The 24,948-nt window shown below is 69.1% G+C and carries 23 protein-coding genes; 13 read left to right on the top strand and 10 right to left on the bottom strand.

The window, feature by feature from the left end; genetic code table 11:
• Window positions 1-200: 200 nt before the first annotated feature.
• The 4 genes from AB0F17_RS31225 to sigJ all read left to right on the top strand — a co-directional run bounded on the left by AB0F17_RS31225 (window position 201) and on the right by sigJ (window position 3,735).
• The gene (locus AB0F17_RS31225; protein ID WP_358030119.1) at window positions 201-1,055 is read left to right on the top strand and encodes a hypothetical protein; all 855 of its coding nucleotides are present in this window, start codon (window positions 201-203) and stop codon (window positions 1,053-1,055) included.
• Between the two features lie 24 nt (window positions 1,056-1,079).
• Window positions 1,080-2,228, top strand: a complete 1,149-nt coding sequence (locus tag AB0F17_RS31220) for a 5-(carboxyamino)imidazole ribonucleotide synthase (RefSeq protein WP_358030116.1) — start codon at window positions 1,080-1,082, stop codon at window positions 2,226-2,228.
• Window positions 2,229-2,283: 55 nt separating this feature from the next.
• The gene (gene purE / locus AB0F17_RS31215; protein ID WP_358030407.1) at window positions 2,284-2,766 is read left to right on the top strand and encodes a 5-(carboxyamino)imidazole ribonucleotide mutase; all 483 of its coding nucleotides are present in this window, start codon (window positions 2,284-2,286) and stop codon (window positions 2,764-2,766) included.
• Window positions 2,767-2,850: 84 nt separating this feature from the next.
• Window positions 2,851-3,735, top strand: coding sequence for an RNA polymerase sigma factor SigJ (gene sigJ, locus AB0F17_RS31210; protein WP_358030113.1), 885 nt, complete (start codon window positions 2,851-2,853; stop codon window positions 3,733-3,735).
• Window positions 3,736-3,821: 86 nt separating this feature from the next.
• On the opposite strand, the gene AB0F17_RS31205 is transcribed toward sigJ, so the two are convergent.
• Window positions 3,822-5,135: a UDP-glucose/GDP-mannose dehydrogenase family protein gene (locus tag AB0F17_RS31205; RefSeq protein ID WP_358030111.1), complete on the bottom strand. Its 1,314-nt coding sequence runs from the start codon at window positions 5,133-5,135 to the stop codon at window positions 3,822-3,824.
• A 124-nt stretch (window positions 5,136-5,259) separates the two neighbouring features.
• On the opposite strand from AB0F17_RS31205, the gene AB0F17_RS31200 reads away from it, so the two are divergent.
• The gene (locus AB0F17_RS31200; RefSeq protein WP_358030108.1) at window positions 5,260-6,423 is read left to right on the top strand and encodes an acyl-CoA dehydrogenase family protein; all 1,164 of its coding nucleotides are present in this window, start codon (window positions 5,260-5,262) and stop codon (window positions 6,421-6,423) included.
• Window positions 6,424-6,492: 69 nt separating this feature from the next.
• Here the strand turns inward: AB0F17_RS31200 and AB0F17_RS31195 are convergent, their stop codons facing one another.
• Entirely contained in the window at window positions 6,493-7,362 is an 870-nt protein-coding gene (locus tag AB0F17_RS31195; RefSeq protein WP_358030105.1) for a hypothetical protein, read from the bottom strand.
• Window positions 7,363-7,466: 104 nt separating this feature from the next.
• Window positions 7,467-8,615 carry an NAD(P)/FAD-dependent oxidoreductase gene (locus AB0F17_RS31190; RefSeq protein ID WP_358030102.1) on the bottom strand — a complete coding sequence of 383 codons (1,149 nt, stop codon included), beginning with the start codon at window positions 8,613-8,615 and terminating at the stop codon, window positions 7,467-7,469.
• A 459-nt stretch (window positions 8,616-9,074) separates the two neighbouring features.
• Between AB0F17_RS31190 and AB0F17_RS31185 the strand changes: the two genes are divergently transcribed.
• A complete protein-coding gene (locus AB0F17_RS31185; RefSeq protein WP_358030099.1) occupies window positions 9,075-10,373 on the top strand; it encodes an ATP-binding protein in 1,299 nt (432 codons plus the stop codon).
• A 66-nt stretch (window positions 10,374-10,439) separates the two neighbouring features.
• On the opposite strand, the gene AB0F17_RS31180 is transcribed toward AB0F17_RS31185, so the two are convergent.
• The 6 genes from AB0F17_RS31180 to AB0F17_RS31155 form a co-directional block, all read right to left on the bottom strand.
• Complete coding sequence (locus tag AB0F17_RS31180) at window positions 10,440-11,936, bottom strand: ATP-binding protein (RefSeq protein ID WP_358030097.1); 1,497 nt, start codon at window positions 11,934-11,936, stop codon at window positions 10,440-10,442.
• 105 nt (window positions 11,937-12,041) lie between these two features.
• Window positions 12,042-12,800 carry a hypothetical protein gene (locus AB0F17_RS31175; RefSeq protein WP_358030094.1) on the bottom strand — a complete coding sequence of 253 codons (759 nt, stop codon included), beginning with the start codon at window positions 12,798-12,800 and terminating at the stop codon, window positions 12,042-12,044.
• Between the two features lie 111 nt (window positions 12,801-12,911).
• Window positions 12,912-13,751, bottom strand: coding sequence for an LLM class flavin-dependent oxidoreductase (locus tag AB0F17_RS31170; RefSeq protein ID WP_358030092.1), 840 nt, complete (start codon window positions 13,749-13,751; stop codon window positions 12,912-12,914).
• Between the two features lie 28 nt (window positions 13,752-13,779).
• A complete protein-coding gene (locus AB0F17_RS31165; RefSeq protein ID WP_358030090.1) occupies window positions 13,780-14,610 on the bottom strand; it encodes a GNAT family N-acetyltransferase in 831 nt (276 codons plus the stop codon).
• Window positions 14,611-14,720: 110 nt separating this feature from the next.
• A complete protein-coding gene (locus AB0F17_RS31160; protein ID WP_358030404.1) occupies window positions 14,721-15,071 on the bottom strand; it encodes an STAS domain-containing protein in 351 nt (116 codons plus the stop codon).
• 34 nt (window positions 15,072-15,105) lie between these two features.
• Entirely contained in the window at window positions 15,106-16,548 is a 1,443-nt protein-coding gene (locus AB0F17_RS31155; protein WP_358030088.1) for an LCP family protein, read from the bottom strand.
• 69 nt (window positions 16,549-16,617) lie between these two features.
• Here AB0F17_RS31155 and AB0F17_RS31150 point away from each other — a divergent pair, with 69 nt between their 5' ends.
• Entirely contained in the window at window positions 16,618-17,634 is a 1,017-nt protein-coding gene (locus AB0F17_RS31150) for a glycosyltransferase family 2 protein (protein ID WP_358030086.1), read from the top strand.
• 6 nt (window positions 17,635-17,640) lie between these two features.
• Here the strand turns inward: AB0F17_RS31150 and AB0F17_RS31145 are convergent, their stop codons facing one another.
• Window positions 17,641-19,020 (bottom strand): bifunctional cytidylyltransferase/SDR family oxidoreductase, encoded by a 1,380-nt coding sequence (locus AB0F17_RS31145; protein WP_358030083.1) that lies wholly within the window; start codon window positions 19,018-19,020, stop codon window positions 17,641-17,643.
• Window positions 19,021-19,115: 95 nt separating this feature from the next.
• Here AB0F17_RS31145 and AB0F17_RS31140 point away from each other — a divergent pair, with 95 nt between their 5' ends.
• From AB0F17_RS31140 to AB0F17_RS31115, 6 genes are all read left to right on the top strand, one after another.
• Window positions 19,116-20,591 (top strand): CDP-alcohol phosphatidyltransferase family protein, encoded by a 1,476-nt coding sequence (locus AB0F17_RS31140; RefSeq protein WP_358030081.1) that lies wholly within the window; start codon window positions 19,116-19,118, stop codon window positions 20,589-20,591.
• Window positions 20,588-21,211 (top strand): DUF5941 domain-containing protein, encoded by a 624-nt coding sequence (locus AB0F17_RS31135; RefSeq protein WP_358030078.1) that lies wholly within the window; start codon window positions 20,588-20,590, stop codon window positions 21,209-21,211. The genes AB0F17_RS31140 and AB0F17_RS31135 overlap by 4 nt, the downstream gene beginning before the upstream one ends.
• A gap of 93 nt (window positions 21,212-21,304) precedes the next feature.
• Window positions 21,305-22,036 carry a phosphocholine cytidylyltransferase family protein gene (locus AB0F17_RS31130; protein ID WP_358030076.1) on the top strand — a complete coding sequence of 244 codons (732 nt, stop codon included), beginning with the start codon at window positions 21,305-21,307 and terminating at the stop codon, window positions 22,034-22,036.
• A gap of 28 nt (window positions 22,037-22,064) precedes the next feature.
• A complete protein-coding gene (locus AB0F17_RS31125; RefSeq protein WP_358030401.1) occupies window positions 22,065-23,105 on the top strand; it encodes an iron-containing alcohol dehydrogenase family protein in 1,041 nt (346 codons plus the stop codon).
• Entirely contained in the window at window positions 23,083-23,850 is a 768-nt protein-coding gene (locus tag AB0F17_RS31120) for a CDP-alcohol phosphatidyltransferase family protein (RefSeq protein WP_358030073.1), read from the top strand. Before AB0F17_RS31125 ends, AB0F17_RS31120 begins: the two co-directional genes overlap by 23 nt.
• A gap of 187 nt (window positions 23,851-24,037) precedes the next feature.
• Window positions 24,038-24,922 carry a glycosyltransferase gene (locus AB0F17_RS31115; RefSeq protein ID WP_358030399.1) on the top strand — a complete coding sequence of 295 codons (885 nt, stop codon included), beginning with the start codon at window positions 24,038-24,040 and terminating at the stop codon, window positions 24,920-24,922.
• Window positions 24,923-24,948 lie beyond the last annotated feature (26 nt).

Raw genomic sequence — 24,948 nt, 5'->3', positions numbered from 1 at the left:
TCAGCGTACCGGCCGTCAGGCTGGTAGTGGGCCACAGCCCGTGACACTCCACCCCTATCAACAACCCTACAAATATCGTCTTAAGGCCGACAATTCCTAATCTGTAGCGTTACGCTGCGGTGGCAGATCGCCGGTGCCTGCCGGCGATGGGCTCAGACGGACCGCCGTCAGCAGACGGCCACGACCTTCGGGGTTCTCCTGTGCCGCTTCGACTGCTCGTACTCCTCGCCGGCCTGTCCGTCGTGGCGGCCGGTTGCGGCACCGCGGGCGTCGCCACGGTGGCGCCACCCGAGGATCCGACCTCCGCTCCGGCGTCCGCCCACAGCGTCGACACGGCGACGGCCGATCAGGTGTTCAAGCTGCTCGGCGGGCTTGACCAGGCATGGAAGCGGCGGGACTGCGCCGCCGTCGCCGACCTGACCACGTGGGTGGAGAAGACGCTGGGCGGTCGTGCCTGTGAGGCGACCCGGAACGGCCGCCCGGCCCTCTACAGCGACCCCACCTTCTTCCTTCCCGGCGAGGGCGACTGGTTCGCCGCCCTGGCCAGCAAGCCGTCGCCCGCGTACTTCGTGTTCCTGCGCGAGGGCGGGCGCTGGCGGCTCGGCGCGGGACCCATCCCCGCACGCGGGGCGGCGCGGGAGACGCCGACCACCATCACCCCCGACGCCGGGCTGGCCGGCCAGGCCCGGGTGGTCGCTCAGCGTCACCTCACCTACCTCACCGACCCCGCCGGGGTGGCGGGCGTGCGCTTCCCGCCAGGGGACCCGGTACGCGGCCTGCGGGACGAGCTCACCGGGCTGCCCGAGCAGGTACGGCCGGACCGGCTCGACGTCGACGTAGAGCTGCCCGAACAGCCCATGATGGCGCTCGCCCTGTCGGCCGACACCATGCTCGCCTTCGACGCGCTGCGCATCGTCTACCGGCAACGCCCGAAGGCGGGCAAGGCATCTCTGGCGCATCCGCTGAAGAAGGACGCCGAGATCGTCGTGCTGGCCACCGTGATCAGTGCGGCGAAGGGCCTGACCACGGTCGGCGTGCGGCGCGAACCCGCCTGAGCGCGTTGGGTAAGCTCACCTGCCGTGAGTGCAAACAGTCCCATCGGGCCGGTCGTCGGCATGGTCGGCGCGGGCCAGCTGTCCAGGATGACGCAGCAGTCCGCCATCGCGCTCGGCGTCGAGCTGCGGGTGCTGGCCAACACACCTGACGAGAGCGCCGCCAGGGTCATCGTCGACACGCGGCTCGGCGACTACCGCGAGCTGGCCGACCTGCGCGAGTTCGCCAGAGGCTGTGACGCGATCACGTTCGACCACGAGCACGTGCCGACCGAGCACATCAGGGCGCTGGCCGCTGACGGGTTCGCGGTGCGTCCGGGGGCCGACGCGCTGGTGCACGCCCAGGACAAGGCCGTCATGCGCGAGCGGCTGACCTCGTTCGGCGCGCCGTGCCCCGCGTGGGCCCGCGCCTCCGGCATCGAGGAGGTGTCGGCGTTCGCCGCCGAGCACGGCTGGCCGGTCGTGCTGAAGGCGATCAGGGGTGGGTACGACGGGCGCGGGGTGTGGGTCTGCCGGACCCCTGCGGAGGCCGAGGAGGCGCTCAAGAGCGGCGTGCCGCTGATGGTCGAGGCGTTCGTGCCTTTCGAGCGGGAGCTGGCCGTACTCGTCGCGCGCTCGCCCCACGGCCAGGGCGTCAGCTACCCGGTCGTGGAGACCGTGCAGCAGGACGGGATCTGTGTCGAGGTGCTCGCGCCCGCCCCCGGCCTCGACCCGGAGGAGGCCGCCGAGGCCCAGCGTGTCGCGCTGCAGATCGCGCACGAGCTCGGCGTGACCGGGCTGCTCGCCGTGGAGATGTTCCAGACGAGCGGCGGGCTGGTGGTCAACGAGCTGGCCATGCGGCCGCACAACAGCGGCCACTGGACGATCGACGGCTCACGTACGTCGCAGTTCGAGCAGCACCTGCGGGCCGTGCTCGACCTGCCGCTCGGCTCGCCGTCGATGAGCGCGCCCGTCGTCGTCATGGCCAACCTGCTCGGCGGCGACGACCCTGACCTGTTCAAGCGGTACGAGCACGTCATGGCCCACGATCCCGGCATCAAGCTGCACTTCTACGGCAAAGAGGTCCGGCCCGGCCGCAAGATCGGCCACGTGACCGCCGTCGGCGACGACCTCGACACCGTACGCGCCCGCGCCCGGCACGCCGCCGTCTACCTGACCACTGGGGAGTACACGTGAAGGTCCTGATTTCCGTGCCGCGGGCTGGGGAGCCGGCGTGACGGTCGGCATCGTGATGGGCAGCGACTCCGACTGGCCGGTGATGAAGGCCGCGGCGGAGGCGGTGGCGGAGTTCGGCGTCCCGTTCGAGGCCGATGTGGTCTCCGCGCACCGGATGCCGACCGAGATGATCGAGTACGGCCGGAATGCCGCGTCCCGCGGCGTCAAGGTCATCATCGCCGGAGCCGGCGGCGCGGCCCACCTGCCGGGAATGCTGGCCTCGGTGACACCCCTGCCGGTGATCGGGGTGCCGGTGCCCCTGAAATACCTGGACGGCATGGACTCGCTGCTGTCGATCGTCCAGATGCCGGCCGGGGTGCCCGTGGCCACTGTGGCCGTCGGCGGGGCGCGCAACGCCGGGTTGCTGGCGGTCCGCATTCTGGGCGTTTCCGACCCGGAGCTGCGGGGGCGCATGGAGGAGTTCCAGGGCGAGCTGAAGGAACAGGCGTACGCGAAGGGCGAACGACTGCGCGCCGAAGCGGCCAACCTGCGCCGCTAGCGGCTCCTCCCGAGCACCCGGTCACATCAGCTGCATCTCGTGGGTCTACTTCTGTGACACGCCGCGAGGAAGGAACGTGACCCGGTGGACGAGCGCGAGTGGCTGACAGAGCAGTTCGAGGAGCACCGGAGTCGCCTGCGGTCGGTGGCCTACCGGATGCTCGGCTCGGTGAGTGAGGCCGAGGACGCCGTACAGGACGCCTGGCTGCGACTCAGCCGCGCCGACACCGGCGACGTGGCGAACATGGGTGCGTGGCTGACCACGGTCGTGGCGCGCGTGTGCCTGAACACGCTGCGCTCGCGCGAGCGACGGCGCGAGGACCCTCTTGACGTACATGTGCCCGACCCGATCATCAGCCCCGAGTCCGGGGCCGACCCCGAGCACCAGGCGGTGCTCGCCGACTCGGTCGGGCTGGCGCTGCTGGTGGTGCTCGAGACGCTGTCGCCGGCCGAGCGGCTCGCGTTCGTCCTGCACGACATGTTCGCCGTGCCGTTCGAGGAGATCGCGCCGATGATCGAGCGGTCCCCGGCTGCGGCGCGGCAACTCGCGAGCCGCGCCCGCCGCCGGGTCCAGGGTCAGGCCCCGGCTCCCGACCCCGACCTCACCCGCCAGCGTGACGTCGTCAACGCCTTCTTCGCCGCCGCGCGCGACGGCGACTTCCAGGCGCTGGTCGCCGTACTCGACCCCGAGGTCGTCCTTCGGTCCGACGGCGGTGTGACGCGTGCCCGCCAGTCGGTCGTGATCACCGGCGCGCAGTCCGTGGCCGGACAGGCACTCACGTTCAGCCGCCTCTCCCCGTTCGCCCGCCCGGTGCTGATCAACGGGGCCGCGGGGGTCGTCGTCGCGGTACACGGGCGGCCGCTCTCCGTCATGGCCTTCACCGTCACCGGCGGAAAGATCGCCTCCATCGAGGTACTGTCCGACCCCGAACGCCTGCACCAACTGGACCTGACCGCCCTCGACGACTGACGGCGAGCACCACTTTCAGGTCCCACCAGATCAGGACTGGTGAGACCTGGAATGTCCTCGACCTTGGCGGTTACCCGAAACGGGTTTCAGGGGCGGCCCAGCGCGCGGTAGTGCCAGCCTGCGGAGCGCCAGGTTTCGGTGTTCAGGGCGTTGCGGCCGTCGACGATGCGGCGGGCCGCGACCACCTTGCCGAGCTCCTCCGGGTCCAGGTCGACGAACTCCGGCCATTCCGTCAGCAGCAGCACCACATGTGCCCCCTGGACGGCCTCAAGCGCCGACTCGCCGTAGTGCAGCTCGGGGTGTGCCTTCCGGGCGTTGCCCAGGGCGATCGGGTCGTACACGGTCACCTGGCCGCCCTGGGCGCCGATGGTGGCCGCCACGTCGAGTGCGGGGGAGTCGCGGATGTCGTCGGAGTTCGGCTTGAAGGCGGCGCCGAGCACGCCGACCGTACAGCCGTGGAACGAACCGCCCGCCAGCTCGCGTGCCAGGTCGACCATGCGGGCGCGGCGGCGCATGTTGATCGCGTCGACCTCGCGCAGGAACGTCAGCGCCTGGTCGGCCCCCAGTTCGCCCGCGCGCGCCATGAACGCGCGGATGTCCTTGGGCAGGCAGCCGCCGCCGAACCCGAGCCCGGCGTTGAGGAACCGGCCGCCGATGCGGTCGTCGTACGACAGCGCCTTCGACAGTTGCGTGACGTCGGCGTGGGCGGCCTCGCAGACCTCGGCCATCGCGTTGATGAAGGAGATCTTGGTGGCGAGGAACGCGTTGGCGGCCGTCTTGACCAGCTCGGACGTCGCGAAGTCGGTGACCACCATCGGGATCTCCCCAAGCGGTTGGTACACCTCGCGCAGCACCTTCTCCGCCCGCTCCGAACGCACGCCGATCACGATGCGGTCCGGCTTGAGCGTGTCCTCTACGGCGAAGCCTTCGCGCAGGAACTCGGGGTTCCAGGCGAGCTCGACCTCGACGCCGGCCGGGGCGAGCCGGGCCAGCAGGTCGGCGAGCCGCTCCGCGGTGCCTACCGGCACCGTCGACTTGCCGACCACCAGGCACTCGCGGTCGAGGTGCGGGGCCAGCGACTCGATGGCGCGGTCCATGTAGGAGACGTCGGCGGCGTACTCGCCGCGCTTCTGCGGCGTGCCCACGCAGACGAAGTGCACGTCGCCGAAGGCCGCCGCCTCCTCGTACGACGTGGTGAAGCGAAGGCGGCCCGAGTCGAGTCCGCGGCGGAGCACGGGTTCGAGCCCCGGTTCGTGGATCGGGAGCTCACCGTTGTTGAGCCGGCGAACCTTGTCGGCGTCTATATCGAGGCCCAGGACGTCGAATCCGAGATCCGCCATGCAGGACGCATGCGTGATGCCCAGGTATCCGGTCCCGATCACCGTGAGGCGATATGGCACGAGAGAGCTCCTTTCGAGTGCCAGGCATGCTACCGGCCCTCGCTACCCCGTTCTGTGCCACCTGGGCATTTCCGCAAACTGTACCGACTGGTAACAAGATGGTCGGACGTCCTAGTATTCGCCCATGGACTTTCCTCTCTACGCGCCCGCCGAAGAGCACGACATGCTCCGGGAGACGATTCGAGCCCTCGCCGACGAGAAGATCGCCCCGCGCGCCGCGGAGACGGACGAGACCGAGGAGTTCCCCTGGGACGTCTACAAGGCGCTCGTGGCGGCTGACCTGCACGCCGTTCATGTGCCGGAGGAGTACGGGGGTGCCGGGGCCGACGCGCTGGCCACCGTGATCGTGATCGAGGAGGTGGCCCGCGCCTGCGCGTCGTCCTCGCTCATCCCGGCGGTGAACAAGCTCGGCACGGTGCCCCTGCTGCTGTCGGCCTCGGCCGACCTCAAGGCTCGCTATCTGGCGCCGGTGGCCCGTGGGGACGCGATGTTCTCGTACGCGCTCTCGGAGGGTGAGGCCGGCTCGGACGCCGCGGCCATGCGGACCCGGGCCGTGCTGGACGGCGACGATTATGTGGTCAACGGCACGAAAATGTGGATCACCAACGCGGGTGTGTCGGAGTACTACACGCTGATGGCGGTAACGGACCCCTCGGCCGGCGCCCGCGGCATCTCCGCTTTTGTCGTGGAAAAATCCGACGAAGGCGTCTCTTTCGGGCCGAAGGAGAGGAAGCTCGGGATCAAGGGCTCGCCCACCCGCCAGGTGATCCTGGAGAACGTCCGCATCCCCGCCTCCCGCATGATCGGCGACCCGGGCACCGGCTTCAAGACCGCCCTGGCGACGCTCGACCACACCCGCATCACCATCGCCGCCCAGGCCCTCGGCATCGCCCAGGGAGCGCTGGACTACGCCATCGGGTACGTCAAGGAGCGGAAGCAGTTCGGGCGGCCGATCGCGGACTTCCAGGGGCTGCAGTTCATGGTCGCGGACATGGCGATGAAGCTGGAGGCGGCTCGGCAGCTCACGTACCACGCGGCGGCCAAGTCGGAACTCGCCATGCACGGGCAGCCGCAGAAGGACCTCACGTTCCTGTCCAGCGCCGCGAAGTGCGCCGCGTCGGACGCGGCGATGGAGATCACCACGGATGCGGTGCAGTTGCTGGGCGGGTACGGGTACACACGGGACTTCCCGGTGGAGCGGATGATGCGCGACGCCAAGATCACCCAGATCTACGAGGGCACCAACCAGATCCAGCGCGTGGTCATGGCCAGGCAGCTCCTCAAGTAGCCGGTTGACGTGCGGAGACCCGGTGAATGACGGTGTGTCGGCCGCCGGGTGCCGCGCGTTGCCCGAGGCCTATGGAGAGTGCTGTTCCGCGATCTGGGCGAGGGCTCGGCGCACCCGTACCGCCAGCACGATCAGGACGACGGGAACGAGCGTGTACAGCGCCCACATGAGGGTGACCGGATCGGCCGCTTCTTCCGAGGACTGCGCGCACCCGAGCGCGGGCATCCAGTTCATCATCATGTCCCTGACCACCAATGGAACCACCGTCAGCCAGCCCACCACCCGGCCCAGCGGCCGGTGGCCGGTGCGGGCCAGCAGTGCCCACAACCCGAAGCCCACTGCGACCACGATCGGCTGCGGGATCAGGATCAGAACGGTCGCCGGCCCGAACAGGATCTCCTCCAGGCCGCCGACACAGCCGCCGTCCATGACGATGATCGAGTACTCGATTGACCCGTCGGCGAGGGACGCCAGGACCATCGCCTGCGGAATGCTCACCAGCACCAGGGCGATGCCCCACATGACCAGCGGCCACCGCCAGCGCAGCGGAAGAAGCTCACGCGGCTCCTCCCGGTGGACGGTCCGGTCGAGCGCCAGCAGTAGCGCCGCCGCGGCAAGGCAGGCGATGGCGAGCAGCAGCAGGTCGTTGTCGTCCCAGGGCAGGAACCGCAGCGCCCCGGCGTTGATGTCGGCCGGTCCGCCACTGGCGCTCCGCATCGCGAAATAACGCTGGATCTCCTCCTCGCTCGGCTCACCGAGCCCGGTGATCGGCGGTATGGCAGCGGCCACGGCGAGCAGGGCGAGCAGGGCGGCGCCCAGCCGCGACGCCCACCGCCGGTGACGCAGCAGCACGGCGGGCACGATCAGGAGCGCGGCGACGATCGCACCGATGACGACGTTCGGGGCCTTGGGCACGATGGCGGCGGGAGCCAACGGCATCAGGATCGCCAGAGCGCATAAGGCAGGCACGGAGATTTTCGACGACACCAGCGACGCATCTATCGCTCGCGATGCGATCATGTCAAGCCACTGGTCGGCGGCCGTCAGTGCTCCACGGGTACGCCGGCGCCGGAGAAGAAGTCGACCACGGCGCGCGGTGAGTCCGGGGCGAAGCACATGTCCAGCCCTTGGGCGGACATTTCAGCCGCGGCCGCGGCGCGGGGGAACATGGCCGTCTCGTACTGGGCCAGCGCGGCCTCCACGTCGTCCCCGTGCGCCACGATCGCCAGCGCCAGCTCGGCTCCGTCGAGCAGGGCGAGGTTGGCTCCCTCGCCGGCGAACGGTGACATCACGTGCGCGGCGTCGCCGACCAGGGTCACGCCGGGGATGCGGGGCCAGGAGTGGCCGGTCGGCAGGGCGTAGATGAGTCGCGGGATGATCGTGTCATCACATTTGCGGATGAGGTCGGTCAGATCGGGGCTCCAGTCGGCGAACTCCTTGAGCAGGGCCTCACGGGCGGCGGGCGTGTCGGTCCAGTCGACGCCGCGGGTGGTCGCCCAGTCCTGTGGCACTCGTAGCGAGGCGCCCAGGTGGATGTCGGTGCCACCGTGGCCCATCAGGGCCTTGTTGTCGGACAGGGCGAACATGCTGCCGGGGCCCACGAGGGCGGCCAGGTCAGGGTGGCGTGCCTCGACGTCGGACAGATGCAGCTCCAGGTAGGAGATTCCGACGTATCGCGGGGTGGCCGCCGAGACCAGGGGACGCACCTTGGACCAGGTGCCGTCCGCGCCGACCAGGAGATCCACGGTGGTGCTGCCGCCGTCGGCGAAGGTCAGCTCGTGCCGGCCGTCGTCGAGGGTGCGTGTCGTGGTGACCTTGTGGTCCCAGATGATGCGGCCGGGGTCGAGGGACTTGATGAGCAGGTTGCGGAGTGCGGTCCGGTCGATTTCGGGGCGGCCTCCGTAGCCGCCCTCGGGCTCGTGATGAATGAAGACCGTGCCCGCCTTGTCCAGGACGCGCATGGTCTCGCCCTGGGGCTGGGTGAGCCGGCGGAACTGCTCGTAGAGGCCGGCCTCGCGCAGCGCGTACTGCCCGGACTCCTCGTGCATGTCGAGGACGCCGCCCTGCCTGCGGGCGTCAGCGGATATCTCACCCTCGTACACGGTGGACTCGATGCCGTGCATCTGCAGGACGCGCGCCAGGACCAGGCCGCTGAGGCCGGCGCCGACGATGGCGATGGAACGTGAGGACATGGTGGGCTCCTGTGCGCTGTGCGCTCGGTGCGGAGAAAGGGGCTGCCACCTCGACCGCCGATGGCGGGACGCTGGGTTTCGACGGCGATTGTGGCCAGGGAGCCTGAACGCGATCGTTCGAGCTCATGAACGTCAAGCTATCACGAACATGTTCGTTACGATAGCGTTCATGACGAACATGTTCGACATGCGGAACACCGCGCTGCGCGTTTGCCCTCTTCTGGCTAGATGTAGAAGTACACTTCTGGGAAGTGTACTTCTGTGAATTGGGGGGACTTGGTGATCGGGAAGCCAGGGCGGGTCTTCGGCCGGGAGAGAGAGTGGCAAGGGCTCGTCCGGTTCGTGTCCGGCGGAGATAGGGCCACGCTGTTGGCCGGTGCTGCCCTCGGTGTGGTCAGCGGGCGTCGGCGGCAGGGGAAGAGCTTCCTGCTGCAAGCCTTGGCCGAGGCAACAGGAGGGATGTACTTCGCCGCCACCGAGGCGACCGAAGCCGAGTCCCTCCGGCTGTTCGCCGATGCGTTGGTGCGCCACACCCGCGAGATCCCCGATACTCCCTTCCGGGATTGGAATGACGCGATTGCTCACCTGTTCCGAAGCTTCCGTGACCGGCCGGTGCCGGTGATCATCGATGAGTTCCCGTTTCTGTCCAGGACCTCACCGGCGCTGCCGTCGATCATCCAGCGGGAGCTCGGTCCGGGAGGCAGCGGGCGGGACAGCGCAGCGCGATTGGTGCTCTGCGGTTCGGCGATGTCCGTGATGGGCGGCTTGCTGGCGGGGCAGGCGCCGTTGCGCGGAAGAGCGGGGCTCGAACTCGTCGTCCACCCCTTTCGCTATCGGGAGGCCGCGGAGTTCTGGGAAATCTCGGACGCGCGGTTGGCCGTACTCGTACACGCGGTTCTGGGTGGGACGCCGGCTTACCGGTACGAGTTCACTCAGGGAGACGTACCGGCGGACCTGGCGGATTTCGATGACTGGGTCCTCCGGACGGTTCTCAATCCGCAGACGCCGCTCTTTCGCGAAGCGCGATACCTGCTCGCGGAGGAATCGGATATCCGCGACCCTGCTCTGTATCACTCGGTACTCGCCGCCATCGCCGGCGGCAACACCACCAACGGAGGGATCGCCAATTACGTCGGACGCAAGGCCGATCAGATCACCCACCCCCTGAACGTCCTGCAGGATTGTGCGTTGGTCGCGCGCGAGCCCGACCTGTTCAGGTCTGGGCGGTCCCGCTATCGCATCGTGGAGCCGTTGATCACGTTCTATGAGGCCATCATGCGGCGGCGCTGGTCGGAGCTGGAGATACACCGGGCGGAGAATGTGTGGGGATCCGTGCGGCAGACATTCCTCGCCCAGGTCGTGGGTCCCCACTTCGAATCCCTGTGCCGGGACTTCGCGCTGGACGCGGGGGAAACGCTGTATGGCGGTTTTCCGGCTGAGGTCGGGTCAGGAGTGGTGGGCGATCCCGCGAAGCGGACCCAGATCGAGGTCGACGTGGCGGTTCTCGCCGCGCAAGAGCCTGGGCGGCCCCGGCGAATCCTGTCGCTCGGTGAGGTCAAGTGGGGTGAGGTGATGAGCCATCATCACCTGGAACGCCTGGCCAGGGCTCGTACGCTGCTGGGTCAGAAGGGTTATGACACCCGTGACACGGTTCTGGCCTGTTACGGGGGATGTGGCTTCACGGAGGAGTTGACAGCACATGCCGATGATGACTCCCGGACGATGCTCGTCGGGCTCGAGCGCCTGTACTCGGCCTGACGTCTGCGGCCTCTGTCCAAGCCCCGGAGCACAGCGCGAGGCTCTGTTCTGACCAGGGAAATCACCTCAGCCGAGTCCGTACAGTCGCTTCAGATCGACGAGCACCGTATCGGCGCGAGAACCCGCCGCCTCGACGAGGTCAGTAGTGAATCCGGTAGCCGAGAACAGGGCGGTGACCGTTTCCGTCGTGTCCTTGCCTTCGCGCGCGAGCAATTGGCGGATGGCGTCGAGGCGTTCGAGGTCGGGGAGCCCACGGCGGGCGAGCGTCGCCTTTGCCTCGCCGATGAGACGGACGCGGTCGCCTTCGGTGGCGATCACGTCGATGTCGTGTTTCGCGCGTCCCCTGTCGTCCTGAACGCTGCCGAAGCCGACCTGGCCGAATCCGATCGGCCGGCCCAGTTCGTCAGGGGCGAAGCGGTGGACCCATTCGCGGGCGAGTTCCTCGAAGTGGGGGCCGAGGATGTTGGACCGGAAGGTGGGGGCGGCTGCTCGCCATACTGGTTCGACACGGCCCAGCTCGAGTTGGCCGAGATGCGGGGCCGTGATGAGACGGTCGAAGCGGATGATCGGATCACATACCGAGATCGTTGGCTTTCCATGGCGATGCAGGTCATGCGCTTTGGTGAGGTATCCGGCGGATTCCAGGACACCGATCGGGTAGCGGACGGCGTTGTTGTCGCGGCCGATGGCTGCTCCGATTTTGGCCGGTGTCCGGGCACCTTGTGCGACGGCGCTCAGGATGTCGTAATACACCGAACGTGCGGTGATCCGCGGATCTTCGCGGAGCAGGTAGTCAACCTCGGTGCGGGTGAACACGCCGATGTCGACAGATAGCAGGTTGTCGGTGACCCAGCCATCGAAGTCATCCACTGCCGTCGGAACACTGGGCATCAAGGGCCGATAGCCAGGAATCCCGCCGACGCACGCATGGACTCTGAATGCGACCTCCGGGTCCTGGAGGTGCCAGAGCTGGGCGGCCTCGCGATAGTCCAGGGCATTGAGGCGCATGTCCATCATGGCGCGCCCACGTAGCGGCTGCGTCCCTGAGAGAAGCGTGTGCATGACGCTCAGAGCCGATCCACAGAGGATCAGTCGTCCTCCCGGCCCTCGGCCTTGCTGGGATTCGTCGTACAAGTGCTGGATGAGCGAGGGAAGCTGAGGTGCGTTGGCCATCACGTAGGGGAACTCGTCGATGACGACCACCGCGGGACTGCCCGCAGGTGAGACGCGTGCCGAGGTTTCGAGTGCGGCTCTCAGGAGCCGCTCCCACGACTCGGGTTCTCCTCGGATCGTGTTGCGCAGCCCGGCGTGTTCGGTGATGGCCGACGCGAATCGGCGCCGCGCCGCGAGATCGCCCTCGTCCTGCACGCAGGCGATGTAGAGACCTCCTACCGCCTCGCAGACCGCGGTCAGGAGTTGCGTCTTGCCTGTGCGGCGGCGGCCCGACACGAGGCCGAGTCGCAACGAGCCGCACTGTGTCTCCTCTGCACCGCTGCCATGGAGGAAACGTTGCATGGCCCGCCATTGGCGGTCCCTGCCCACGATGGCGGCGGGTTTGTGCATGAGTGGCGCTCTCGCGTAGATGGGATTACAGCTAAAAGTGTAAATCAGTTTACGCCTAAGTGTGAGAGGCCGCCCCCCGGCCGTGTCGCCGTTCGGGAGAGTGGCCTACCTGGCGATGATTCGTACGTCCCCTGTGTTGCTCTTCGCGACGATTGTTCGGTCGCTCTTCGTGCTCTTGATCTCCGACCGTTCGGCTCCGTCCCTGCTCCGCGCTGTGACCTGGTAGGCGCCGGCGGGTACGGTCGCCGTCACTCCGCCGTCCTTGGACAGGAGGTCCAGGCTGGACGGGGGTGCGGCGAAGGACAGGTTGATGGCTCCGGTGTTCGAGCGGACGCGGACCGTGGGGGATGTGAGGCGTTCGCCGGTGATGGTGGCGTCGTCGCTCAGGAGGCGTAGCTTGCCGGAGGTGTCGTACGCCTTGATGGAGCCGCCGTTCGAGACGTCCACGTCCTGGGTGAGGTTCTGCAGGATGATGCCGTCGTCCTCGCCGGCTACCGCGAGGCGGATCCCCGGTGGGACCTTGATGTGGTAGCGGGCGCCGCAGTCGCCGAAGACCACGGTGCAGTTGGCGCTCAGGCGGAGGGTGCCGTCCCTCAGTGACCAGGATGCGTTGCCTTCTTGGGCCGCCTTGCCGCGGAGCCAGCGTTCCACCTGCACGGTTGTGCCGGTGCCGGGCATGATGCGGAGGCCGCCCATAGAGGTTTTGATGGTGAGCTGGGGGCCGGTGTAGGGGAAGGACTGGGCGGTGCGGACCTCTTTGGCGTCCAGCTCCACCGCGCATCCGGTCAGCCCGATCAGTCCGGTCAGCCCCGCCAGCGCTAAGGCGGTCAGGGGTGCCGTGGTTGTTGCCGTGATTCGCCTCATGTGGCGATCGTGGCCCGGCGCTGGGGTGTCGCCATCGGCCATTCGACTGATTGGGCATCCGCCGTTCGGCCCCCTTCAAGGGCGACGCGCCCGGGCCTCGTGACGAAAGCCTTACAAGGCCGCCAAGAGCTTCGTCACATGGGGCAGCGGCTCCGCGCCGACAGGTCGTATCGCCACCGTCCGCGCGCCCGCCGCCCACAGCTCCCGCACCCGCTCGGCGGCCTCCTCGGCCGAGCCCGTCGCCATGACGACCTCCTCGGGCCGCACCTTGAGGAACTTGGCGTGTTCCACGGCGATGTCCCAGGTCGCCTCGCGGGCGTCGGCGCCGATGTACAGGTGGATGAACGCCACCACTTCATGGTCGGCCGGCGCTCCGATGTGGCCCAGGAGCGCGGGGAAACGCGCGGCGCCGAAGCCTTCCGGAAGGATCGTGCCCTGGGCCACCAGGCCCGACAGGGCGAGGGAACGGGGGTTGAGGACGCCGGCCAGCACGGGGGGCGGCTCGGCGGGCGGGTGGACCAGGGAGACACCGTCCAGGTGTACGTAGCGTCCGTGCAGCGTCACCGTCTCGCCGCGGAGCAGGCCGCGGACGGAGGTGATCGTCTCCTCCAGGAGCGTCAGCGGCGACGGGACCGCGGCGCCTATCTGGCGCATCCAGTCCTGGACGCCGTGGCCGATGCCGGCCGCGAGGCGGCCCGGGTGGAGGCGGGCCAGGTTGGCCAGCTCCATGGCCAGGAGCATCGGGTTGCGCAGGGGAGCGGGGGTGATGCCGAGGCCCACCCGCAGGCGGGAGGTGACCGCCAGGGCCGTGGCGGCCGAGGAGATGGCGCCCGTCCAGCCCAGGTCCTCCACCACCCACAGGTCGTCCACCGCCGTGCCGTCCAGCTCCCTGGCGAAGGGGACCAGCTGCTCGGGCGGCAGGTCGCGGTCGAACATGACGCCTAGCCTCATGATGTCCTCCAATAGCGCCAAGAAAGCCTCAAGCGGCCCTCCAGTAATAGCGGAAAAGCCGCCCGACCTCCGAGTAGCCCGCCCGCAGGAACGCGTTCGCCGTGGGCGCGTTGCCCACGTCCGTGGCCGCCACGATGCGTTCCAGCCCCGTCTCGGCCAGCGTCGCGGTGCCCTTGGCCAGCAGATCGTTGACGTAGCCGTGGCCCCGGTGCTCGGGCACCACGCCGATGTACGCGATGGAATGATCGTCCGGCACCACCAGCCCCACGGGCGAATCGCCCAGGTAACCGACGACGAACCAGTCAGGCTTCCCCTTGCGGTTGATCAGGTCGTCGTACATCCACCGCGCCTCGTGCTCGGCACCGGCCGTGGCCACCTCCACCTGCGTGTCGTAGTCGAGCGACCCCTCCGAGATGCGTACCAGCAGCCCGAGTACGGAGTCGGCGTCGAGGCCGCGGGCGGGGCGGTAGGTCAGTCGGCCCGGATCGACCGGGACGTCGCTCCCGGCCCGCCATTCGAGCATGAGCCGCTCGACCTCCATCGCGAACCCGGCGCCGAGCAGGGCCTGGTGTTCGACGGCTCGGTCGACGACCGGGGTGAGGCCGGGTTTGAGGGAGATGTCGTGGATTATCTTGTCCAGGCCCATCTCTGACAGGCCGCGGCGCAGCAGGCCGGCGGCGAGAGCGGGGTCGGGGCCGGGCTCGAACTGCCAGGTGATCACCGGATCCGCGCCGCGGAAGGGCGCCCAGAACGCGAGCCGGGCCCGGCCTTCGGTGAAACACCACTCCGGCCGCGTCCTGCCCTCGTCGAAGGCGCCGGTCAGCTGGGATCGAGCAGGTTCGGGGAACTGATCGAACAACGTGAAATGCCTCCGCGGACGAACGAGCGGGCTCTCCCTACGAGACTGCCGTAAGACGTGCCACGAATGTCATGGACATCGTTTAGCACACCTCCGGCGATTACTCGATCTCAGGCCGCCGCCCCGAGCGCCGTCCGCGCGTCCAGCAGTGACGAACTCGTCTCGAAGTGCCGGTCGAGGTTCGTGATCGTCAGCAGATGCCTGATCATGCCGGGCGCGAGGACCAGGATGAATCTGCCGTGCGCGCGCTGCACGTGGTTGAGGGTGGCCACCAGCACACCCAGCCCCACGGAGTCGCAGAAGGGCACGTCGGTGAGGTCCAGCACGAGTTTCGGCGGATCCACGGAGGATGCCAGCACCTGATCGAGTGCGGCTTGGAGGCGAGGAGCACCTGCTACGTCGAGGTCTCCGACGGCGTGCAAGACGGTGAGGGGTTCCTCTCGCCACGACCTGACCACCATGGCTGTCACGTGCCCGAACAGCAGAGAGATATGCCTATTTCTTACATATGTTCTGGGTCGCGGTTTTGGTTGTGGGGGTCACGGTGGGCTGAGCGCTTGGCGTGGTCGCGGTCTTCACTTTACTGATCTTCGGCTGGTCGCTGCCGACGATGACCTCGATGCCGTCGGCGTCGGTCCGGCGGAGCTCGGCCCCGGGAATGGCGGCGGCGACCGTGCGGGCCGAGTCCTCGCGGCCGGGACCGTAACGGACGACCGTCTTCTTGTAGTCCTTCTTCGCGGTGTTGCCCGGCGTGCCGGGCACGTGGAACCCGGCGGCGACCAGCGCCGTCTTGGTGCGCGCGCCGAGACCGGTGATGAGCGTGCCGTTGCTCACCTTGAGCGAGATCCGCTCCGGCGGGATGGTCGGCTTGGCGGAGGCCGAAGTGGACGAGCTGGGCTTGGGGCTGGGCTTGGCCAGGTCCTCGTCGGCCTTGATCTTGGCGAACATGTCGCGGGCCGCCTGCTTGTCCCAGAGCACCGCGGACTCGCCGGTCGGCGCCTTGAAGTCGACGTTGGCCAGCGGGACGTCAGCGAACTTCACGTTGTCCAGCGAGACGTCTCTGAGCTGGGTGGCCAGGCCGATCAGGTCGTCGTCGGGATCGACCTTGATCGTGCTCAGCGTGGAGTTGACGAACGAGGCGAGCCGGGTCGGGTTCGCCAGCGTGCCGGCGCTGAGCGCGCGGTTCAGCAGCGCCGAGATGACCTGCTGCTGCCGGTCGATCCGGTCGAGGTCGGAGCGGGCGGTGGCCCGGGTGCGGGCGTAGCCGAGCGCCTGGGCGCCCTGCAGCTCGTGGGTGCCGGCCGTGAGGTTGAGCCCGGACTTGGGGTCGTTGATCGGCACGGGCGTGCAGACGGTGACGCCGCCGAGGGAGTCGACGACGTTGATGAAGCCGAGGACGTTGACCTCGATGTAGCGGTTGATCTGCAGCCCGGTGGCCTGCTCGACGGTCTGGCGGGCGAGCTTGGGGCCGCCGAACTGGTACGCTGAGTTGATCTTGTGATCGCCCTTGCCGGGGATGGTCAGCCAGGTGTCGCGGGGCAGGCTCACGACCGTGACCTTGGAGTGGTCCTCCGACAGGTGGATCACCATCATGGTGTCGGTGCGCTGGCCGACCTCGCGGCCCAGCTTGAGCTCGTTCTGCTGCTTGCGGGTGAGGTCGTCGCGCTTGTCGACGCCGACGAGCAGGATGTTCATGGCGCCGCGGGGGGCCGATTCGGTGACGCCCGCGTCGATCGTGCCGATCCGTTTCGGCGCCGCCCACACCACGCCGGTGCCGGCCAGGACGCCCACGGACAGCACTCCCGAGAGGATCAGGTGCCGGCGCCGGCGCTTGGCGCTCTTGAGCGGCCTGCGCGTGCGCCCGCCGACGAGCCTGACGCCGCCGTAGGCGTCTCCGCCCACGTGCACCCCAGCGTCCTCCCCGCCCGGGTCGCGCATGCCCTGCTCCCCTCGTGCCACCGCGGGATTGCCGTCTTCCCCTGCTCGTACAGTAGCGTGAGCCCCGCCATGAAGCAGTTCCCCGACTCGCCGCACGCGCCAGCGGAGACGCACGGCTGGCCGCCCATCTCCGTCGTCATGCCGGTCCTCAACGAGGAGCGGCATCTACGCGAGGCCGTAGACATGGTCCTCGCCCAGAGCTACCCAGGTGAGATCGAAGTCGTTCTCGCTGTGGGGCCCTCACATGACCGTACCCAAGAGGTCGCCGACGCCATCGCGGCGGCCGATCGGCGCGTGATCGTGGTGCCCAATCCCACGGGCCGCACGCCCAACGCGCTCAACGCCGCCATCGGCGCCTCCCGCAACGGCATCATCGCCAGGGTCGACGGGCACGCCATGCTGCCCTCCGACTACCTGCGCGTCGCCGTGGAGACGCTGAGGGAGACCGGCGCCGACAACGTCGGCGGCGTCATGGCGGCCGAGGGCATCACGCCGTTCGAGAAGGCCGTCGCGTGCGCGATGACCTCCAAGATCGGCGTGGGCGCGGCCGCCTTCCACGTGGGCGGCACGGCGGGTCCCGCCGACACCGTCTACCTGGGGGTGTTCAGGCGCGCGGCGCTCGAGCGGGTCGGCGGTTATGACGAGCACTTCCAGCGGGCCCAGGACTGGGAGATGAACCACCGGATCCGCCAGACCGGCGGGCTGGTCTGGTTCCAGCCGCGCATGCGGGTCTCCTATCGCCCGCGGCCCAACGTGAAGGCGCTGGCCAGACAGTACTTCCACTACGGGCGCTGGCGCCGGGTGGTCTCGCGCACCCACGAGGGCACGATCAACCTGCGCTACCTGGCGCCGCCCGGCGCGGTGCTGGCGATCCTGCTCGGCCTGCTCGTCTCGCCGTTCTTCCCGCTCACGCTGATCGTGCCCGGCGGCTACGCCCTCGCCATCGTGGCCGGGTCGGCGCTGACGGGCGGCGGTCTGCCGGCATCGGCCAAGACCAGGCTGCCGATCGTGTACGCCGCCATGCACATGTCCTGGGGCTGGGGCTTCCTCACGAGCCCGCGCAGACTCGCTCGACCGCCGCGCTGAACGGGGTCAGCCCGTCCAGTCCACACGTACGTCCATCACCTGCCCGGTCAGGCCGGAGATGAGGACGTCGAGTGCGGTCTGGGCGGCCGCGCGCGGCGAGAGCGGCGCGCGCTCGGGCTCCTCGCCGAGCGCGGGTCCGCGCACGGTCGTGCCGGCGCGCTCGGGGTTGACGCAGTTGACCCGGATGCCGTCGTCGGCCCACTCGTCGGCCAGCGCCCGCGTGAGGTCGGCGACGGCGGCCTTCGTCGAGGAGCCGAGGCTGTGGCCGGCCCGGCCCCCGGTGCAGAGCAGCAGGTGGCCCGTGCTCTCGCGCAGGTGCGGGTAGGCGGCGCGGGCCACGTTGAGCGGGCCCAGGTAGTCGAGGCCCACGGTCTCGGCGATGGTCTCGTGGGTGACCTCGGCGAGCTCGCCCGTGTACGGCGCGCCCGCGGTGTTGACCACGAAGTCGATCCGGCCCACCTGCGCCAGCGCCTTGGCCACCGAGTCGTAGTCCTCCACCCGCACCCCGTTCTGGGCGCGCGAGAAGGAGTGCACGCGGGCGCCGTGGCCGACGGCGAGCTCGACGACGTCGGCGCCGAGGCCGTGGCCGCCGTCGAAGACCACCATGGTCCGGCCGTCGAGCGCCTCGCGGTGGTCCCGCGCGTCCGGGCGGGGCGCGCCCGCGCCGGCGAGCTGGAGGAGCTTCTCGGCGATGTACACGTCGACCGGGTGCGTGATCTTCATGTTCCGCTCGCTGCCCGGCACGATGTAGATCGGGACGTCGGGCAGGTAACGCAGCAGCACGCCACAGTCGTCGGTGGCCGGCCGCCGATCGAAGTCGGGGTCGGCGAAGGCCCGCTCGTACGCCTCGCGGATCAGCGACAGGCGGAAGCACTGCGGTGTCTGGGCGCGCCGCAGCCATGATCTGTCGGGAATGTCATGGATGATGTCGCCACCTGATCCGGGAGCGGCCACCAGGATGGTGTCAGAGCTCGGGATCGCCACCTCCACGGCCGAATACGTCCGCAGGGCCCTGACACAATCCGTGATGATCCGGGGCTCCAGGAGGGGCCGTACAGCGTCGTGCAGAAGCACGTTGCACTCCTGCGAACCCAGCGCCTTGAGCGCGCGCCACGTGCTCTCCGTACGGCTCGCGCCGCCCTCGACGATCTGGCCGACCTTGTCGAAACCGCCCTTCTCCACGATCTCCCTGACCGTGTCGGCGAAGCCCGGGGCCATCAGCACCACGATCTCGTCGATCTCGGGTGAGCCGTTGAACAGGGCGAGCGTGTGCTCCAGAATCGTCCTGCCGGCGATCTTGATGAGCTGCTTCGGCGTGTCGAGCCCGACACGCCGGCCCACACCGCCTGCCAGGACGACTCCTACGGTGCGCAGCCGAGATTCCATACGGCGAGGGTAACGGTCCGGTTCCGTGATATCGCGTTGCCCTGTCGCTACGCTGTGTCCACGCTCTCCCTCGCGAACGGGAGGAGTCCTGCGCTGTGACCGATTCATTGAAGCCTGTTTCACTCACCCGCGAGAGCACGACCTCGGTGGTGCTGCTCGCCACGACACCGGCCTGCAGGCTTCCCTGCGCCGACGGCACGCTGCTCGACCGGCTCAACGGCCAGCTCGCCGAGCTCGCCGTCCTCGACGTCCAGGTGGTGTCCCCGAGTGACGGGCTCGGCGGGCTCAGCGCCGATCTGCGCGGCATCGCCAAGATCGCGCGCGTCGCGCCGGGCGCGGTGGTCGTGCTGCCCGCCGACCTCGTCGCCCACACCGATGCGCTCGCGCTGCTCCTGGAACATCCCGCGCGCGACACGAGCGCCCTGGTCTCCTACGACGCCACCGCCGCGCCGATGCGGCCGCCCGTACGGGTCGAGAGCGGCAAGGTCGTCGCGGCCGGCAGCTCCTTCCACCTCGTCCCCGAGGCCAACGCAACCTTCCGCGGCGTGCTCCAGGCGCGTGAGGCCGACCTGACCGCGCTGGCCGACGTCGCCGAGGAGCTGGCCGAGCTCGCCGAGATGGGCAAGCTGGGCCCCGTCACCACCGTCGAGGCGGTCGATCTGCTGCTGGTGGGCCTGGTCAGGTCGGGCGTGGCGGTACGCGCCGCCTCGATCGGGCCGCTCCACTGCGACCGGGTGACCGGCCAGGTCTCGGCCGACAACGCGCTGGGCAGGCTCGCCGACGTCGACGAGTCCCAGGTACGCCTGGACACCGCGGTCAAGTCGAGCGACGGCTTCTTCAGCACCTACTTCGTCTCGTCCTGGACGCGCCATCTCATCCGGCCCGCGGCCGCGCTGAAGCTCACGCCCAACGCCGTCACCGGCATCTCGATCGGCCTGGCCGTGCTGTCGGCGATCTGGTTCGCGGCGGGCAACCGCCCGGCGCAGCTCGCCGGGGCCGTGCTGCTCTACCTGTCGTTCTGCCTCGACTGCCTCGACGGCCAGCTGGCCCGCTACACCCGCATGTTCTCGCCGCTCGGCGCCTGGATCGACTCCATGGCCGACCGGCTGAAGGAGTACGTCGTCTACGTGGGACTGGCCTTCGGCTACGCCGCCGGGCTGCCCGTGAGCGGGGGCGGGCCCGACGGCATCTGGTATCTCGCCGTCGCCGCGATGATCCTCCAGGTGGTACGGCATTCGATCAACTACGCCTTCGGGGCCGCGGCGAAGGACGCGGGCCGTGCCGGCGTCCCGGGGGGCAAACCGGTGATTCCGCTCCACGAGTCGGCCGACGGCGGGCGCTACGGCGTACCCCCGCAGGGGGTGCTCCGCCTGGCGCGGCGCATGGAGCGCGAAAAGATCTTGTGGTGGCTGAAGAAGATGATCGTGTTGCCGATTGGGGAGCGAATGGCGCTGATCGCGATCACCGCCGGCGTGTACAACGCCCGGGTCACGTTCATCGCGCTGCTCGGCTGGGGCGGGGTGGCGGCCCTCTACCTGCTGGCCGGCCGGATCGCGAGGTCGGCCCGATGAACTCTGTCCACATGACACCCGTGCCGAGCAGCACCGTCGTGGCCTATCGCGACGACGGGCCGCTGTCGCGCGGCATGGGAGCGCTCGTGTCGGGGCAGCTCCCGCCGCTGCCCCCGCTGATCGCCGGGGCGTTCGTGATCGGCGTGCTGCTGCTGATCGGCGTGGCCGGGTCCGAGGGGCTGGCGGTCTTCGCGCCCGTCGTGACGCTGCTGCTGGCCGGGCCGGGCAGCTCCCATCCGCATGACGGCCGGTTCGACTGGCTGGTGCCGCCGGTCCTGCGGTTGATCGAGTACACCTTCATCGCGGCCTGCGGGTTCGCCCACGACGTGCCGCCGGCGCTGATCTTCGCACTGCTCGGCGCGCTGGCCTTCCACCACTACGACCTGATCTACCGGCTGCGCCAGCGCGTCTATCCGCCGCCGTGGCTGAGCACGTTCGGGCTGGGCTGGGACGGGCGGATGGTCGTGGTCTCGCTGGCGGCGCTCGTGGGCTTCGTCACTGGCGGTTTCGTGCTCCTCGCCCTGTATCTGTGGGTCCTGTTCGGGTGGGAGAGCCTCACCTGCTGGCTCGCCACGGCTCCCTCCAGGGTGGTCGCGGCCGAGACGGAAACGCGAGACTAACGGCCGATTACCCGGGGAGGGCCTAAAGGCAACTAACCTTTGGGTCCTAAGTAGTCATGCCCGAAGTAGTCATGCCCGACTGAGGAGTGGACGTTGCTGGGAATGGTGCTGGCCGCTGGAGCCGGACGACGCCTGCGACCGTACACCGACACACTGCCGAAGGCACTGGTGCCGGTCGACGGTGAGACCACGATCATGGACATCTCCCTGCGCAACCTCGCCGAGGTGGATCTGCGTGAGGTCGTGGTCGTCGTCGGTTACGCGGCGCAGGCCGTACATGAGCGAAAGGACGCGCTGGAGAAGCGGCACGGCGTCAAGCTCACTCTCGTGCACAACGACAAGGCCGAGGAGTGGAACAACGCCTACTCCCTGTGGTGCGCGCGCGACTACTTCGCGCAGGGCGCGCTGCTGGTCAACGGCGACACCGTGCACCCCGTCTCGATCGAGAAGACGCTGCTGTCGGCCCCCGAGACCAGTGACATCCTGCTCGCGGTCGACAACGTGAAGCGGCTGGCCGACGAGGAGATGAAGGTCACCCTCGACGGCGACGACCTGAAGCGGATCACCAAGCTGATGGACCCGGCCACGGCCTACGGCGAGTACATCGGCGCCACGCTCATCCGCCCCGGCGCCGCCGAGCGCCTGGCCGACGCGCTGAAGGCCACCTTCGAGCGCGATCCGCAGCTCTACTACGAGGACGGCTACCAGGAGATGGTCGCGCGCGGCGAGCGCATCCACGTCGCGCCTATCGGGGAGGTCGACTGGGTCGAGGTGGACAACCACGACGACCTGGCCAAGGCTCGCACCATAGCCGTTCGTTACTGAGGAGGCGGGTATGCCGCTTCTAGCGCGGATGCTGCCCGCGCCGCTGGCCATCATGGTCAGGCGCGGCGCGGTCGCGGAGCTCGGCGCGCTGCTGGCCGACACCCGGGTGGCGACCTCCGGCCGGGTGGCCGTGGCCGTGGGCCCGGGGCAGGGCGACCACATCGAGGGCCTGATCGCGCCCACGCTCGACGAGGCCGAGGTGTTCAGGGTGTCCGACGGCTCGGTCGACGCGGCCGTCTCGCTCGGCGCCGACCTGCGTAAGGGTGCCTACGAGGTGGTCGTCGGCGTCGGCGGCGGCCGGACCATCGACGCGACCAAGTACGCCGCCTCGCTGGCGGGCATCCCGATGGTCGCCGTGGCCACGAACCTCTCCCACGACGGCATCTGCTCGCCCACGGCCTCGCTGGTGTACGACGGCGGCAAGGGCACGTTCGGCGTGCCGATGCCGCTGGCGGTCCTGGTCGACCTCGACTTCGTGCACAGCGCACCGGAGTCGCTCGTCCGGTCGGGAGTCGGCGACGTGGTCAGCAACCTGTCGGCCATCGAGGACTGGCAGCTCGGCAACGTGGAGCGCGGCGAGCCCATCGACGGGCTGGCCTGCTCGATGGCCCGGATCGCGGCCGAGGCGCTGATCGGCCGCGTCGACTCCATCGAGTCGGATGCCTTCCTCACCATCCTGGCCGAATCGCTGATCATGTCCGGCATGTCGATGGTGATTGCCGGCTCGTCTCGGCCCGCGAGCGGTGGAGACCATGAGATCCTTCATGCCGTGGATCAGCTCTTCCCCGGCACCTCCAATCACGGCGAGCTCGCCGGGATCGGTGCCGCCTTCTGCTTCTTCCTCAGGGAGGACGCCGCCCGGCTCAAGCAGGTCACCGACTGCCTGCGACAGCACCAGCTGCCCGTCGTCCCGGCCGACATCGGCCTGACCAGCGAGCAGTTCTCCGAGGCCGTCACGCTGGCGCCGGCCACCCGTCCCGGCCGTTACACGATCCTGGAGCACCTGCGCATGCCGGAGTCCGAGGTCCGCGATCGGGTGGGGGACTATGTCCGGGCCTTCGGTAGCTGAGCTCCGGCGGGTCGCCCAGCCCGCCGGACACCTTGAGCGCCGGAACGGCGAGCACTGGGCGGGCGTGCTCTACATGCGCCGGCTGTCCATCTACGTCACCTGGTTGATGACCAAGACGTCCGTCACGCCCAACCAGCTCACCTGGGTCATGACGGTGGCGGGGATCCTGGCCGGAGTCGTGCTGGCCCTGCCGGGGCTGTGGGCCGCTGTGGCCGCCGCCCTGCTCGTGCAGGTCTACCTGCTGCTGGACTGCTCCGACGGCGAGCTGGCCCGCTGGACCGGACAGACGTCGCTGGTCGGCGTCTACCTGGACCGCGTCGGCGCCTACTTCACCGAGGCCGCGGTGCTCGTCGGGCTGGGCTGGCGGGCATCGGCCGTCCTGCCTGACTGGTACACCGTGCTGGGCGTCGCCGCCGCGCTCGGCGCGATCCTCATCAAGGCCGAGACCGACCTCGTGGATGTGGCCAGGGCCAAGGGGGGCCTGCCGAACGCCACCGAGGCGTCCGTGGGGCAGTTCCGATCCGGGCTGCTGGGGCTGGCCAGGCGGGTGGTGGGGGCGACGAAGTTCCACCGGATCGTGCAGCCGATCGAGCTGTCGCTCCTCACGGTCGTGGCCGCCGTCATCGACGCCGTCACCGGAGATCTGCTGGCCACGCGTGTGCTCCTGGTCGCCTGCTTCGCGGCCGCCGCGCTGCAGACCGTCCTTCATCTGGTCAGCATCCTGGCATCGAGGCGGCTTGCGTGAACGCACATCGGAACCGGCGGAGCCTCCCGCTCGTCGTATTGATCGGACGTCCGCCGTTCGGTGGGGGTTCACGTACGGTTCCGATACGCTTAGCTCCAGCAATATCAGGAAATATGCATACCAGCAGACTCGGTGATCATGAAAGAATGCTCCGCCCGTGTTCTCGACGCGTCAGGACGATGACCCGTTGAAGATCTCGTGCGTCATCCTCACCATGGGCAACCGGGTCGCGGAGCTGACCCGGGCGGTCGAGTCCGCGCTCAACCAGATCGACGGCGACGTCGAAGTGGTGATCGTCGGCAACGGTGCCGACGTGCCCGAGGTGTCGGCGACGCCACCCGTAGGCTCGTCCGCGACCGTGAAGACGGTCTGGCTCGAACGCAACACCGGCATTCCGGCCGGCCGTAATCGCGGCGTCGAGGAGTGCTCCGGTGATGTCGTGCTGTTCCTCGACGACGACGGCTGGTACGCCAACCAGAAGGTCGTGTCCCACGTACGCGACCGCTTCGCCACCGAGCCCGACCTCGCGGTCATCTCCTTCCGGGTGATGGACCCCGACGGCGGCATCGGCCAGCGGCGCCACGTGCCGCGCCTGCGCGCGGGCGACCCGGAACGCTCCTCACCCGTCACCACCTTTCTCGGCGGCGCCTCGGCGATCCGCCGCTCGGCCTTCCTCCAGGTGGGCGGCCTGCCGGAGCGGTTCTTCTACGCTCACGAGGAGACCGACCTGGCGTGGCGGCTGCTGGGCGAGGGCTACCGGATCGAGTACGACGCCGAGACGGTCATGTACCACCCGCAGGTCCCGCCGACGCGGCACGCCGAGTTCTACCGGCTCAACGCCCGCAACCGGGTGTGGCTGGCGCGGCGCAACCTGCCGTGGCCGCTGGCGGTCCTCTATCTGCTCGACTGGGTGGTGCTGACGCTCATCCGGGAGCGCCGTTCCGGGGTAGCGATCAAGGCGTGGTTCACCGGGTTCTTCGAAGGACTGCGCACGCCGGCCGGCGAGCGCCGCCCGATGGCCTGGCGCACCGCCTGGCGCATGGTGAAACTGGGCCGCCCGCCCATCGTGTGAGCCAGTCCTCAGACATCTGATGACTC

The organism is Nonomuraea sp. NPDC026600, assembly GCF_040638335.1.
Lineage (GTDB): Bacteria > Actinomycetota > Actinomycetes > Streptosporangiales > Streptosporangiaceae > Nonomuraea.
Note: the sequence above shows the minus strand (reverse complement) of the source record. Positions and strands in the feature narration are given on the sequence as shown.

Coding starts and splice junctions, on each gene's coding strand:
- AB0F17_RS31120 (WP_358030073.1), top strand. CDS start 23,083: ATGTCCGGGCCTTCGGTAGCTGAGCTCCGGCGGGTCGCCCAGCCCGCC.
- AB0F17_RS31135 (WP_358030078.1), top strand. CDS start 20,588: ATGAACTCTGTCCACATGACACCCGTGCCGAGCAGCACCGTCGTGGCC.
- AB0F17_RS31180 (WP_358030097.1), bottom strand. CDS start 11,936: ATGCACAAACCCGCCGCCATCGTGGGCAGGGACCGCCAATGGCGGGCC.
- AB0F17_RS31160 (WP_358030404.1), bottom strand. CDS start 15,071: ATGGTGGTCAGGTCGTGGCGAGAGGAACCCCTCACCGTCTTGCACGCC.
- AB0F17_RS31125 (WP_358030401.1), top strand. CDS start 22,065: ATGCTGCCCGCGCCGCTGGCCATCATGGTCAGGCGCGGCGCGGTCGCG.
- AB0F17_RS31185 (WP_358030099.1), top strand. CDS start 9,075: ATGTACTTCGCCGCCACCGAGGCGACCGAAGCCGAGTCCCTCCGGCTG.
- AB0F17_RS31195 (WP_358030105.1), bottom strand. CDS start 7,362: ATGCCGTTGGCTCCCGCCGCCATCGTGCCCAAGGCCCCGAACGTCGTC.
- AB0F17_RS31200 (WP_358030108.1), top strand. CDS start 5,260: ATGGACTTTCCTCTCTACGCGCCCGCCGAAGAGCACGACATGCTCCGG.
- AB0F17_RS31155 (WP_358030088.1), bottom strand. CDS start 16,548: ATGCGCGACCCGGGCGGGGAGGACGCTGGGGTGCACGTGGGCGGAGAC.
- AB0F17_RS31175 (WP_358030094.1), bottom strand. CDS start 12,800: ATGAGGCGAATCACGGCAACAACCACGGCACCCCTGACCGCCTTAGCG.
- AB0F17_RS31170 (WP_358030092.1), bottom strand. CDS start 13,751: ATGAGGCTAGGCGTCATGTTCGACCGCGACCTGCCGCCCGAGCAGCTG.
- AB0F17_RS31150 (WP_358030086.1), top strand. CDS start 16,618: ATGAAGCAGTTCCCCGACTCGCCGCACGCGCCAGCGGAGACGCACGGC.
- AB0F17_RS31145 (WP_358030083.1), bottom strand. CDS start 19,020: ATGGAATCTCGGCTGCGCACCGTAGGAGTCGTCCTGGCAGGCGGTGTG.
- AB0F17_RS31190 (WP_358030102.1), bottom strand. CDS start 8,615: ATGTCCTCACGTTCCATCGCCATCGTCGGCGCCGGCCTCAGCGGCCTG.
- purE (WP_358030407.1), top strand. CDS start 2,284: ATGGGCAGCGACTCCGACTGGCCGGTGATGAAGGCCGCGGCGGAGGCG.